The organism is Porphyromonas sp. oral taxon 278 str. W7784 (assembly GCF_000467855.2).
In the GTDB taxonomy this organism is placed as follows: domain Bacteria; phylum Bacteroidota; class Bacteroidia; order Bacteroidales; family Porphyromonadaceae; genus Porphyromonas.
Genome location: NZ_KI259258.1, coordinates 369,239 through 381,562 on the forward strand (window position 1 = coordinate 369,239; position 12,324 = coordinate 381,562).

General features: G+C 58.2%; 11 protein-coding genes. 10 read left to right on the forward strand and 1 reads right to left on the reverse strand.

Translation table 11 applies throughout. From position 1 onward, the window contains the following. Positions 1–498 precede the first annotated feature (498 nt). From HMPREF1556_RS08125 to rpsO, 5 genes are all read left to right on the forward strand, one after another. Positions 499–3,729, forward strand: coding sequence for a S41 family peptidase (locus tag HMPREF1556_RS08125; protein ID WP_021667955.1), 3,231 nt, complete (start codon positions 499–501; stop codon positions 3,727–3,729). Positions 3,730–3,822: 93 nt separating this feature from the next. After that, on the forward strand, positions 3,823–4,935 hold the full coding sequence (gene mutY, locus HMPREF1556_RS08130) for an A/G-specific adenine glycosylase (protein WP_021667956.1): 1,113 nt from the start codon (positions 3,823–3,825) through the stop codon (positions 4,933–4,935). Positions 4,936–5,008: 73 nt separating this feature from the next. After that, positions 5,009–5,161, forward strand: coding sequence for a 50S ribosomal protein L34 (rpmH, locus tag HMPREF1556_RS08135; RefSeq protein ID WP_021667957.1), 153 nt, complete (start codon positions 5,009–5,011; stop codon positions 5,159–5,161). Between the two features lie 214 nt (positions 5,162–5,375). Further along, positions 5,376–6,914 (forward strand): OmpP1/FadL family transporter, encoded by a 1,539-nt coding sequence (locus tag HMPREF1556_RS08140; protein WP_021667958.1) that lies wholly within the window; start codon positions 5,376–5,378, stop codon positions 6,912–6,914. Between the two features lie 385 nt (positions 6,915–7,299). Continuing rightward, positions 7,300–7,569, forward strand: coding sequence for a 30S ribosomal protein S15 (gene rpsO, locus HMPREF1556_RS08145; RefSeq protein ID WP_021667960.1), 270 nt, complete (start codon positions 7,300–7,302; stop codon positions 7,567–7,569). Between the two features lie 114 nt (positions 7,570–7,683). Here the strand turns inward: rpsO and HMPREF1556_RS08150 are convergent, their stop codons facing one another. Further along, positions 7,684–8,556 (reverse strand): NAD(+)/NADH kinase, encoded by an 873-nt coding sequence (locus HMPREF1556_RS08150; protein ID WP_021667961.1) that lies wholly within the window; start codon positions 8,554–8,556, stop codon positions 7,684–7,686. A 110-nt stretch (positions 8,557–8,666) separates the two neighbouring features. On the opposite strand from HMPREF1556_RS08150, the gene HMPREF1556_RS08155 reads away from it, so the two are divergent. The 5 genes from HMPREF1556_RS08155 to HMPREF1556_RS08175 are packed head-to-tail and all read left to right on the forward strand — an operon-like array spanning position 8,667 to position 12,019. Next, a complete protein-coding gene (locus tag HMPREF1556_RS08155) occupies positions 8,667–9,386 on the forward strand; it encodes a pyridoxine 5'-phosphate synthase (protein WP_021667962.1) in 720 nt (239 codons plus the stop codon). 36 nt (positions 9,387–9,422) lie between these two features. Continuing rightward, complete coding sequence (locus tag HMPREF1556_RS08160; protein ID WP_021667963.1) at positions 9,423–10,103, forward strand: MotA/TolQ/ExbB proton channel family protein; 681 nt, start codon at positions 9,423–9,425, stop codon at positions 10,101–10,103. A gap of 32 nt (positions 10,104–10,135) precedes the next feature. After that, positions 10,136–10,567 (forward strand): biopolymer transporter ExbD, encoded by a 432-nt coding sequence (locus HMPREF1556_RS08165; protein ID WP_021667964.1) that lies wholly within the window; start codon positions 10,136–10,138, stop codon positions 10,565–10,567. A 3-nt stretch (positions 10,568–10,570) separates the two neighbouring features. Beyond that, positions 10,571–11,434 carry an energy transducer TonB gene (locus tag HMPREF1556_RS08170; RefSeq protein WP_021667965.1) on the forward strand — a complete coding sequence of 288 codons (864 nt, stop codon included), beginning with the start codon at positions 10,571–10,573 and terminating at the stop codon, positions 11,432–11,434. Between the two features lie 30 nt (positions 11,435–11,464). Then, positions 11,465–12,019: a DJ-1 family glyoxalase III gene (locus HMPREF1556_RS08175; protein ID WP_021667966.1), complete on the forward strand. Its 555-nt coding sequence runs from the start codon at positions 11,465–11,467 to the stop codon at positions 12,017–12,019. Positions 12,020–12,324 lie beyond the last annotated feature (305 nt).

Sequence of the window (12,324 nt, forward strand, 5' to 3'; positions counted from 1 at the left end):
GACGTCCGTCTCATAGAGGGATGGCGCCCCCCGTTCTCCTTGAATACTAGGGCTCGACGGCGGAGAAAAGTTCCTCCTAGCGAGCGTTACAAATACGGGCAAAAGTACACATTTCTCGCAAAATCGTGCAATACTCGCTCCCTCGTAGCTCTACTAGCCCCCATTCTGCGGGCTTTTTGCTTCGAAGCTCTGAGCGCTGATTTTTCCTCCTCGGCGGCGGAAGTTCTCCCGTCGATGCTTCGTGAGTTCCGCTCCGAGGGAAGGTGTAGAGTGGGGGACGATCTTCCACCGATAGTACTTCTCGGGAGGTAGCAGTAGCGCCTTGGGGGAGGTACTACTGCTACCTCGACGGGGGCGCTACTGGTGCTACTAGTTGGTCTCTTGGGCTGGGTCGGAGCTGGCTCCACGGGCGAGGAAAGTCAGTTAGCCAGCCTTCCCCCCAATTGTCGTACCTTTGAACCAAGAGAAAACAGACACCTCTACAAACTTCATCAACCAATGGATCTCAAGAAACCTCTCCTCTATGGGACGCTTCTCCTCTCTGCTACGCTCACTGCAGTAGCACAGGAGCGCCCTCTATGGCTTCGCTATCCAGCCATCTCTCCCGACGGCAAGACCATCGCCTTCGCCTACCAAGGGGATATCTACACCGTGCCCACCTCGGGGGGCGAGGCTCGTCGCCTCACTTCGGGCTCTGCCTATGAGTGCCATCCGGTATGGTCTCCCGACGGGCGCCAGATCGCCTTCACCTCCGACCGCAATTCTCTTGGCACCAATATCTACATCATGCCAGCCACCGGGGGAAATGCTCGACAGCTGACGACGCACTCGGGAGCGGAGATCCCTCAGAGCTTCACTCCCGACGGGCGGTATGTCGTCTTCAAGGCGCACATACAAGACCCTGCCTCCTCGGCACTCTTCCCCAATGCCTTCCTCTCGGAGCTCTACCGAGTACCTATCACGGGTGGTCGCCCCGAGCAGATACTAGCGACGCCTGCCGATGCCGTGTGCATCAGCCGGGATGGTCGCCGTATCCTCTATCAGGAGGTGAAGACGTTTGAGAACGAGTGGCGCAAGCACCACACCTCCTCCTCTTCCCTCGATCTCCTGGAATACGATCTAGAGAAGAAGACCTACCGCTTCGTCGCCCGCCACGATGGCGAAGACAGAGATCCCGTCTACGCCCCTACAGGCAAGAGCTTCTACTTCCTCAGTGAGCGCGACGGTGGCTCGATGAATGTCTACGAGGCGAGCCTTGCAGGGCCTGCGACGGAGGCCAAGCCCCTCACGAAGCTCTCGGGCGACCCTGTCCGCTTCCTCTCCTCTTCACAGGACGGACTCCTCTGCTTCGGGTATGCCGGCGAGATCTACACCCTCGTCCCCGGAGCTCGTGAGCAACGGGTGCCTGTCCGCATCATCAAGGACAGCCCCGAGGACGAACAGCTTCATCTCTCGATGAGCCGATCCCTAGGCTCGGCATCCGTCTCCCCCGATGGCAAGCAGATCGCCTTCACTTCTCGTGGGGACGTCTTCGTCACGGCGACGGACTACACGACCACCCGTCAGATCACCCAGGGCTCTGAGGCTAATCGAGGGGTGACCTTCGGGGCGGATAACAAGAGTGTAGTCTATGCAAGCAGTCAGGACGGCACTTGGGACCTCTATCTGGCGAAGCTAGGGCGAAGCGAAGATCCTAACTTCCCCAATGCCCACGCGATCAAGGAAGAGAAGCTCATCCCTTCGCTCAAGGGTGAGAAGATGTACCCCCTCTTCTCCCCCGATGGTAGTGAGGTCGCCTTCCTCCTAGACAGAGAGCGTCTCATGGTCTACAACCTCAAGACCCGCCAGGCTCGTCAGATCACTGACGGCTCACAGTCACTGAGCGACTACGTCTGGTCGCCCGATGGTAAGTGGATCGCCGTCTGCTATGTCTCTCGCAATCGTGCCCCCTATACCGACATCGGTATCGTCACTGCTGAGGGAGGCAAGGCCATACATAACCTGACGAATAGTGGCTACTTCAGCAGCAATCCCCGCTGGTCTAGCGACGGGAGCATCCTCCTATATGAGACGGACAAGTACGGCATGCGCAACCACGCCTCTTGGGGCTCTATGACCGACCTGATGGCGATCTTCCTCAATCGTGAGGCCTACGAGAAGTACCGCATGAACGACGAAGACCTTGCCCTCCTGGAGGAAGCCGAGAAGAAGGCTAAGGCCGACACTACTAAGTCCAAGGACAAGACCCCAACTACAGGCTCAGAAGAGGCTAAGAGCAAGAAGCTCCTGATCGAGTGGGACAATATCGACATGCGCACGGTGCGCCTGACGCAGACCTCCTCAGACTACGGCGACGCCATCCTTACTGCCGACGGCAAGAAGCTCTACTACTTCGCTCCCTCGGACGCAGGGCAAGACCTCTGGGTCTACGATATGCGCAAGAAGACGTCGAAGCTACAGAAGTCCCTCGGGCTCTCTGACCCCTTCTTCGCCTCTGACAAGAAGGGTACGAAGCTCTTCATACTGGGGAGCTCGCCCATGACCCTTGATCCTAAGACCGACGCTACCAAGGCGATCACCATGGCTGGCCGACGCCACATCGACCGTATCAAGGAGCGTGAAGTCATGTACGAAGAAGTCGTACGTGAAGAGGCTGCCCGCTTCTACCGCAAGGATATGCACGGGGTGAACTGGAAGCAACTGACAGATCACTACCGTACCTTCCTCCCCTATATCGACAACAATCAGGACTTCGCTGAGATGCTCAGCGAACTATTGGGTGAGCTCAACGTCTCCCATACGGGAGCCCGTGCTCGCTCCTTCTCTTCTGCCTTCCCGACAGCAGAGCTCGGCCTCTTCCTCTCCCCCGTGAAGGGCTCTGGTGCTCTCCTCGTGGATGAGATCGTGGCAGGCGGGCCCTTCGATACCTCACGCACCAAGCTCCAGAAGGGCTGTGTGATCACTGCCATCGAAGGGGTGGAGCTACGCGAGGGACAGGATTACTTCCCTCTGCTCAATGATAAGGTAGGTAAGCGCCTGCTCGTCTCCTACCGCACGCCACTAGGGGAGCAGCACGATGAAGTCATCCGACCCATCTCCTCCTCCGAACTCTCACGCCTACTCTATCAGCGCTGGGTCAAGCAGCGTGCAGCCGAGGTAGAGCGTATCTCTGGCGGAGAACTGGGCTACGTGCATATTCCCTCGATGGGCGACCCAAGCTTCCGTACCGTCTACTCGGATGTCCTCGGCAAGTACTACCAGAAGAAGGGGATCGTCATCGATATCCGCTACAACGGTGGAGGCCGTCTGCATGAGGATATCGAAGCCTTCTTCACCGGTACGCATTACGCTGATCAGGTGGTCCGTGGACGCCAGTACTCGGAGATGTCTTCCCGTCGCTGGAACCGCCCCTCTGTCCTCGTGACCTGTGAGGCGGACTACAGCAATGCACACGGCACGCCCTGGGTCTACCAGCATCTCAAGGTAGGTAAGGTCGTCGGGATGCCTGTAGCAGGGACGATGACCAGTGTGAACTGGGTCACCCTCCTCGACCCCAGTGTCTACTTCGGGATCCCAGCCGTAGGCTTCCGACTCAAGGACGGTCGCTATCTGGAGAATACCCAGATGGAGCCCGATGTCGTCGTGCCCCTTGATCCTACCAAGGTGCTTCAGGGCGTCGATACCCAGCTTGCTAAGGCTGTCGAAGTGCTCAAGGCAGAGACGAAGTAGCGCTCTCGCTCCTTCCTCTATACTTATAATGGACGTAGCCCCTGCATCCCAGCGATGCAGGGGCTACGATGCTATAGCGTATCTTTGTGCCCGATGAAAAGGACTACTGCCGAGGCGCTCCCGCCTATGCCCCATATACGAGAGATCCAGAGTCGCCTAGGCGCTTGGTACGATGAGCATGCCCGCCCCTTACCCTGGCGAGCGGATGTCTCTGCCTACCATGTCTTGCTCTCCGAGATCATTCTCCAGCAGACGAGGGTAGACCAAGGGATGAGCTACTATCACCGCTTCACCGAGCGCTTCCCCAGCGTCGAAGACTTGGCAGCAGCATCAGAGGATGAAGTACTCCTGCTCTGGCAGGGGCTCGGCTACTACTCCCGTGGTCGCAACCTCCGACGAGCAGCACAGCTGATCGTCTCGGACTTCGGGGGCGAGATCCCCCGCACCCTCGAGGAGCTCAGCCGACTACCCGGCGTAGGACCTTACACACGAGGGGCTATCCTCTCCTTCGCTTACGATCTGCCCTATCCGACGGTAGATGGCAATGTCTATCGGGTGCTTAGTCGGCTCTTCGCCCTCAGCGCCCCTATAGACACCACGACGGGACAGCGCCTCTACTGGGCCGTGGCCGAGGCTCTTCTGGATAGGGCACACCCGGGGCGTCACAACCAGGGCCTCATAGAGCTCGGGGCTCTCTGCTGTATCCCCCGTCGCCCACATTGCTCGGAGTGTCCTCTCCAGCCCTACTGTCTAGCTCATCGCTCCGGTATCGAGGAGGAGCTCCCGATCAAGCAGGGGAAGACCAAGGTGCTCCCTCGCTACATGTACTACTTCCTCATTAGGGTCACCGACGAGGCGGGCCTGTCCCATATCTTGATTCACCGCCGTGGAGAGGGAGACATCTGGCAGGGGCTCTACGAGCTTCCACTCATTGAGACCGGAGAGGAGGGAGTAGAGGTAGAGGCACTCATGGAGCAGGCGTCCTTCCATCGCCTTCTCTCGGGGCTCCAGGCTCCTCGCTTCCATAGCGCCCCGATAGCCCGACACGCACATCGTCTCTCCCATCGCCAGATCTACGCCTCGCTCTTCCTCATCGAAGCTTCGGGGGTAGACCCATCACTGCCCTATCGCCTTATCCCTGAGAGCGAGCGGGGAGCTTACGCCTTCCCCATCCTCATAGAGCGACTGCTAGCTCAGGTTAGATAAAAATGCCTATCTTTGTGGCTCAAAATGCAGACCATCAGGAAATAGTAAGCAATAAATATATTAGACAACCGAGATGAAAAGAACGTTCCAACCATCGAACCGTAAGAGAAAGAACAAGCACGGCTTCCGTGCTCGCATGGCTTCTGCCAATGGTCGTCGTGTACTAGCTGCACGCCGTGCTAAGGGTCGTGCTAAGCTCACCGTATCTGACGAATACGTAGGCTAAGAGCTACTCTTCGGAAATTGACTCTGCAAGGGGTCTCTCGTAGTGCGCACTACGAGAGACCCCTTGCCTTTTGTATCGGCTCGGGGGAGGCGGTAGGCTGGGAAAGTGAACGGGTTTTGCACAGGATTAAGGAAAGTGTGCAGATTTGTCTATCTTTGCTCAGCGCTCTACCTGCTCCCTAGGGGCGGAGAGGCTTCCTTTATCCTAGATTAAGATGAAAAGAAAACTACTTACTGGGCTTCTTGCCCTCTCTTCGCTGACGGTAGCCCAGGCGGGTGGCCTGCTGAACAATACCAGCCTCCATGCGCTCTATCTGCGCAGTCTGGCTCGTAATGCCTCTCTGGCTATCGACGCTACCTACTATAACCCCGCAGGGCTCGTCTTCACGCCCGACGGCTGGCGCTTCTCTATCAATAGCCAGACGGTCCTCCAGCGGAGAGACATAGAGACTACCTTCGCTCCCTTCGCCTACGGTGGGGGAAGCGCTACTAAACGCTTCGAGGGGAAGGCGACGGCACCTATCGTGCCTACCCTCATGGCCTCCTACAAGAGAGGCGACTGGGCCTTCTCCGCCGTAGCAGGCGTCTTCGGTGGTGGGGGCAAGGCTCGCTTCACCAGCGGACTGCCTCAGTTCGAGTCGGGCGTAGCGATGATCCCTACCATCACGCAGGCGATCGCCCAGCAGGCTTCTGGCCTGGCTAACCTCCCCGACGCCGTACTGCCTCCGATGGCGAAGGTGGGCCTCTCCCGTGTGCTCAATCCCCTCAAGGCTGCTAACAAGTACAGTGTAGACAGCCAGCTCGAAGGCCTGCAGTACATCCTCGGGCTACAGCTGGGAGCTAGCTACAAGATCAACGCTCATCTGAGTGCTTACCTAGGGGCTCGTCTGAGCTATGCCTACAATACCTACTCGGGCTACATCCGTGATATCAAGGTCAGTGGAGAAGATGGAGCGATGCACAGCGCCCCTCTCTACTTCGGTGCCATCGCTGCTGGTATCGAAGCGGCTAAGCCTATGATCAATGGCCTGCCCGATGCTGTCAAGCAGAAGGTACAGCCCCTACTCGGTGTCCCCGCTCTGCTGGCGAAGAACTCTACCGACAAGCATATCGAAGTCAAGCAGACGGGCCTAGGGCTTGCTCCCATCCTTGGGTTGAACTTCAATTACGAAGGCCTCAATATCGGTGCCCGATATGAATTCCGTACGGCGATCGAGGTGAAGAACAAAACCAAGTCAAACGACTCGGGTATGAGCCAGTTCGCAGACGGCGCACGTGTAGCCAATGACCTCCCCGCCGTCCTCGGTCTCGGTGCTTCCTACCGCATCCTACCGACACTGACGGCAGCAGTCAGCTACAATCACTTCTTCGAGAAGAACGCCCGTATGGCTGGCGACAAGCAGAAGGCACTCGAGCATGACACGAACGAGTACCTCTTCGGTCTCGAATGGAATGCCCTTTCCTGGCTCGACGTCAGTGGTGGTGTCCAGCTGACACGCAAGGGCGTGAGTGATGCTTACCAGAGCAATATCCACTTCGATATGAGTTCTACCTCCTATGGGCTAGGCGTAGGGCTGCACCTGACGAAGGAGATTCAGCTCAACCTGGCCTATATGATCTCTTCCTACAAGGATCACATGAAGGAGGTCAAGGCGTACGCTTCTCAGCCCGCCCTCGGCATCACGCTCCCTGCGAAGGAGGTCTACTCGCGCAAGAATCAGATCTTCTCTGTCGGCCTCGACTACACGCTCTAGAATGGAGTAGGGGCGCACCAATAGTGCGCCCCCGCTCTCGCTAGGCGAGCCGAGCGCTTGGTACGAGGTGTAGCGCCCTACCTTATTATTTATGGTACTACTTTACCTTATTGAGGGCAGTCTCCTGCCTTTATCTAAGGTCGCTCCCGATCCTTATTATTAAGGTAGTGCCTTCCCTCGCTCGGAGACAAGCCGAAGCCTCCCTTCTGCTCCCGCTACTCCAGCGCTAAGAGAACTAGGCTTGAGGCCAACTCGCTAATTCTTCGTATCTTTGCGCTCACGATCCGCACGTCGTCTGACTGCTCCGGTTTTCTCTCGCTAGGGGGAAGGCGGTGGGACGAGCTGGCGACGTCGGTATTTTGTTTCACTATCCACAATACAACGTATGTATTTAGATTCAGCTAAGAAGACCGAGCTCTTCGAAAAGTATGGTAAGTCCTCTACGGACACGGGTAGCCCTGAAAGCCAGATTGCCCTCTTTACGTTCCGTATCGCTCATCTGACGGGTCACCTTCAGAAGAACAAGAAGGACTACAGCACGCAGCGTGCGCTCAAGATGATCATCGGTAAGCGTCGTCGCATGCTCGACTACCTACAGAAGGTAGACATCGAGCGCTATCGTGCCATCATCAAGGAACTCGGTATCCGCCGCTAAGACTTACGAACGCCCCTAGCTAGGGGTGCTTCATACCAAAGACTCCGCCCCAGAGCTGTCACTAGGACAGACTCTGGGGCGGAGTCGCTTTAGGGGAATGCCTGCTCGGAGCTTCTACTCTCTGACGGGGGCTGCCCAGAGGAGCTTCTTACGCAGGGTATCGGTGAAGGAGTAGTCGTCCAGATGTAGCAGACGAAGTGTGTTCGCCGACTTACGGATACGGATACGCACGCCACAGGGGAGGATCTTCGTCTGGCCGTCGAGTACGATGAGGAAGGTATTGTTACGTGCCGATACGGTGAGTTCGATCGTCTGCTCCTCGGGGAGTACCAGAGGGCGCATCGTCAGCGAATGCGGGGCGATGGGAGTGATGAGCATGGCGCGCGTCTGGGGCATCATCAAGGGCCCGTAGGCGCTGAGCGAGTAGGCCGTCGATCCCGAGGGCGTAGAGATCACTAGACCGTCGCACTCGTAGTTGGCGAGCTCCTTCCCCTCTAGGCGGGTATGGAGCGTGATCATAGAGCCGGTCTCACGCTTGAGGAGAGCGATGTCATTGAGCACTTCTCCGTAGTGCGTGCCATCGACTTCGACGGAGAGGAGCATACGTTCCTCTGTCGTGTAGTTGCCCTCGAAGAGTCGCTCGATCAGCGGTAGCGCCTCTTGGATGCTGCGATCGTTGAGGAAGCCGAGGCGCCCCATGTTGAGTCCTAGGATCGGCGTCCCTTCGGCGAAGACTCTACGTGCTGCCCTGAGGAGCGTACCATCGCCCCCGAGACTGATGACGAAGTCCATATCCAGAGGACTGAAGTCTGAAGGGATGTAGCCGGCGATCTTGGGGTGAAGGCCGAAGTCCTCGGCGAGCGTCTGTCGGAAGGCCCGGTCACACCAGAGGCTGACATCAGGGCGATCCAGGAGGGAGAGAAGCTGGGTGAGGTGCTCGGCGTGAGCGGCTAGATTAGGCGAGGCGATGAGCGCAATCTTATACATACAGCGGTGTAGACCTGCGTTAGTTATCGTAGGTAGGTCAAATAAACTTACCTTTGCATCATTAGGCGTATATTTATACTCCTGGATACAAATGTATAAAAGATCGACGTATGACTCAACTGAGTGTCAATGTAAATAAGATCGCTACTCTACGCAATGCTCGAGGCGGGAATGTCCCCGACCTTGTCCGAGTGGCACTCGACTGCGAGCGCTTCGGAGCCCAAGGCATCACGGTACACCCTCGACCTGACGAGCGCCACATCCGCTACCAAGACGTCTACGACCTGAAGCAGGTGCTGACGACGGAATTCAATATCGAGGGTAACCCCATCCCCTCCTTCATGGAGCTGGTGGGGCGTGTACGCCCGCATCAGGTGACCCTCGTCCCCGACGCCCCCGACGCCCTGACCAGCAGTGCAGGCTGGGATGTCGCTACGAACCGCTCCTTCCTCACCGAGATCCTCGCTCAGCTCAAGGAGTGGGGGATACGTACCTCGATCTTCGTCGGTACGGATCTCCGGAACCTCGAGGAAGCAGCCTCTATCGGCACCGACCGAGTGGAGCTCTACACCGAGCCTTATGCCGCTCTCTACGCCGAAGACCGGGAGCGGGCGATTGCTCCCTTCGTACAGGCGGCCGAGCATGCCCTTAGTCTCGGGCTGGAGCTCAACGCTGGCCACGACCTCAGCCTTGAGAACCTCGCCTTCTTCTCTGCCTCGATCCCAGGACTCTCGGAGGTCTCTATCGGGCACGCCCTTATCTCCGACGCCCTTTACCTCGGGCTAGAGGAGACGATACGGCGCTACCGCTCGTGCCTCCGCCAAGACTAGAATATCAACAACCATTCATTATCGATAATTAAACACGTGGATACTACCGCAACGGCTTCTCTAGCCCAGACTTTAGCTGATACAGCGCCTCAAGCTTCGCTCTCCATCCTTGACCTAGCCACCAAGGGCGGATGGATCATGATCGTCCTCCTGGCACTTTCGCTCCTCGGGGTCTATATCTTCGTCTCTAAGTACCTCCAACTCCGTGCTGCTGGACGTGAGGACAAGTACTTCGTCGAGCGCATCAAGGACTACGTACTCGAGGGTAAGACTCCCTCCGCTATCAAGCTCTGCGAAGACACGAATACGCCCTACGCTCGCATGATCCGCAAGGGGCTTACTCGCATTGGCCGTCCGATGTCGGATGTACTGGTCATCGTGGAGAATGTCGGTAATATCGAGATCGGTCGCCTTGAGAAGGGCCTGCCTCTCCTGGCTACTGTCGCCGCTGGGGCACCTATGATCGGCTTCCTCGGGACGGTGACGGGGATGGTTCGTGCCTTCTTCGATATGGCTAATGCTGGTTCGGGCGGGGTGGACGTCGCCTTGCTCTCCAATGGCATCTACGAAGCACTCGTCACTACCGTCGGGGGGCTCATCGTCGGGATCATTGCCCTCTTCGCTTACAACTACCTCGTCGCCGAGCTCGATAAGGTCGGGGGCAAGATGGAGGCGAAGACCATGGAGTTCATGGACATGCTCAACGAAGTGCACTAGCGCTCCGCCCATCCACTTATCGTTGAAGTCGCATGGCACTCAAGCGCAAGACCAAAATCGCCGATACGTTTAGCATGGCTTCGATGACGGACGTCATCTTCCTGCTTCTCATCTTCTTCCTCGTGACCAGCACGATCATCGTGCCCAATACGATCAAGGTCACGCTCCCCACTTCTGCTCCTCAGTCGGCGCCCGAGACGCCTTCGGTGCGCATCACGCTGACGCCCGACCTGCGCTACTACATGTTTATTGACCGAAGCGCACCCGTCGAGCTGACGCAGGAAGCGCTGAAGGAGCAACTCGGCATCTTTGCCGCCGAGCATCCCGAAGCCTTTGTCTCCATCCAAGCCGATGAGCAGGTACCCTACAAGGAAGTCGTAGCCGTCATCAATGCGGCTGCCCGTGCTTCCCTCAAGGTCGTCCTGGCTACACGAGCCGAGACCGACCCTACTCCAGCTACCTAAACCATGGCGCAGATCGAACCATCAGCTCCTCAGCGTCAAGCGATCGCCGTCGCTTCGGCTGTGCTCTTCCACGTCGGGCTTCTCCTCCTCTTATGGGTGCTGAAGCTAAGCTCTGAGCGCCCCGTCCCCAAGCCGACGGAGGTGCTCATCGCTGTGAACGTGGGGAACGTAGCCTCTGCCTCCGGAGCCGTCGAGCCCGGTGGCACGCCCGACGTCACGGAGCCCGCTCCCCAGGTGCAAGCGCCACCCAAGGCTTCGCCCCGCCCTGCCCAGCCTGCGATGACGCTCCCCGAGCCTAGCCCCAAGCGCTCCCGCTCTCGGGTGGCCGACCAGCCCCTTCAGACGCAGGAGCACGAGCGTAGTCTTCAGCTCGAAGCTACCCGCCGGGCCGAAGCCGAGCGCCAAGCTAAGGCTAAGGCCGAAGCTGCCGAGCGGGCCGCTCAAGCCCTCGAAGCGTCTCGCCGAGCGCAGAGTCAGCAGATCGGCAATTCCGTCGCAGGCGCCTTCGGCAAGCAGTCGGGTCAAGCCGGGAGCCAAGGCACGGCTTCCTCTGGCTCGGGCAACCAAGGCGACCCCAACGGGAGTCCTTCTAGCTACGCCCTGGCTGGGCGCAAGATCATCAGCAACGGCGGTGCTCTCGTAGCGCCCCGTGTCCAACGTGCTGTCGAGGGGAATGTCCGTGTGCGCATCATCGTCGATGGGAGCGGCTCAGTAATTCGTGCCACCATCGCCCCCGGCACCAATATCGCCGACCCCACTGTCCGTCAGGCGGCCCTCGAGGCGGCACGCAAGACCCGCTTCAACGCCGTCCCTGGTTCCGACGAACAGGAAGGTACCATCACCTACCACTTCAAGATACGAGCTTAGCCTCGTCCCATTCTATTCATCCGTACCCTTATGTCTCACAACGTATATGTCTTCCTCGCCGAAGGCTTCGAAGAGATCGAGGCCATTGGGACAATTGACCTCCTTCGTCGCGCAGGTCTGCCCACGCACATCGTCGCTGTCGGCATCGAGCCCCACGTGCGGGGTGCCCACGGCGTAGCCATCGAGGCGGACCTCTCCATCAGCGAAGTCTACAGCGCCGACGCCATTGCTCTTGTCCTGCCGGGCGGCCTGCCTGGCGTGACTAACCTCGAAGGCTCTCAGCGCCTTCGTCAGCTCATCCAAGAGGCTAACCAAGAGGGGAAGCTCCTCTGCGCCATCTGCGCTGCGCCCTCCGTCTACGGCAAGGCGGGCTTGCTCGAAGGCAAGGAGGCCATTGCCTACCCTGGCTTCGAAGGTCACCTCCAAGGGGCGAAGGTTTCCGCCCAACCCGTCGTGCGGAGTGCGAACTTCATCACGGCCAAGTCCGCAGGCTACACCTTCGACTTTGCCCTGGCGATCATCGAAGCGCTCCAAGGCAAGGCGAAGGCGGACGAAGTCGCTTCAGCGATCGTCTACGCTCGCTGAGTTCGTCTCCGCCTTCATCGTCTCACCTCTTCCCCCAAACGGAAGCCTGCCCTCTCGAGGGCGGGCTTCCGTTTTTTATGCCCCGCCCCTTGCACCAGATGCAAGAGCCCCTTACATGCTCTGCAAGGCGCCCTCCGTTTCTTGGGCTAAGCCAACCCTCTTCGTCCGCAAGACGAAGCATTTTCCTTCGAAGGAAAATGCCTTGCTGTTCGAACAAAAATATCCCTCTCTTCGAACGAAAAAAGATGGCTCTTCGAACGAAAAGAAACTTCTGTGCGCACGGAAGAAAATTTCCTTCCGCAAGA

Coding starts and splice junctions, on each gene's coding strand:
- HMPREF1556_RS08155 (WP_021667962.1), top strand. CDS start 8,667: ATGACTCAACTGAGTGTCAATGTAAATAAGATCGCTACTCTACGCAAT.
- HMPREF1556_RS08170 (WP_021667965.1), top strand. CDS start 10,571: ATGGCGCAGATCGAACCATCAGCTCCTCAGCGTCAAGCGATCGCCGTC.
- HMPREF1556_RS08125 (WP_021667955.1), top strand. CDS start 499: ATGGATCTCAAGAAACCTCTCCTCTATGGGACGCTTCTCCTCTCTGCT.
- HMPREF1556_RS08165 (WP_021667964.1), top strand. CDS start 10,136: ATGGCACTCAAGCGCAAGACCAAAATCGCCGATACGTTTAGCATGGCT.
- rpsO (WP_021667960.1), top strand. CDS start 7,300: ATGTATTTAGATTCAGCTAAGAAGACCGAGCTCTTCGAAAAGTATGGT.
- mutY (WP_021667956.1), top strand. CDS start 3,823: ATGAAAAGGACTACTGCCGAGGCGCTCCCGCCTATGCCCCATATACGA.
- HMPREF1556_RS08150 (WP_021667961.1), bottom strand. CDS start 8,556: ATGTATAAGATTGCGCTCATCGCCTCGCCTAATCTAGCCGCTCACGCC.
- HMPREF1556_RS08175 (WP_021667966.1), top strand. CDS start 11,465: ATGTCTCACAACGTATATGTCTTCCTCGCCGAAGGCTTCGAAGAGATC.
- HMPREF1556_RS08140 (WP_021667958.1), top strand. CDS start 5,376: ATGAAAAGAAAACTACTTACTGGGCTTCTTGCCCTCTCTTCGCTGACG.
- rpmH (WP_021667957.1), top strand. CDS start 5,009: ATGAAAAGAACGTTCCAACCATCGAACCGTAAGAGAAAGAACAAGCAC.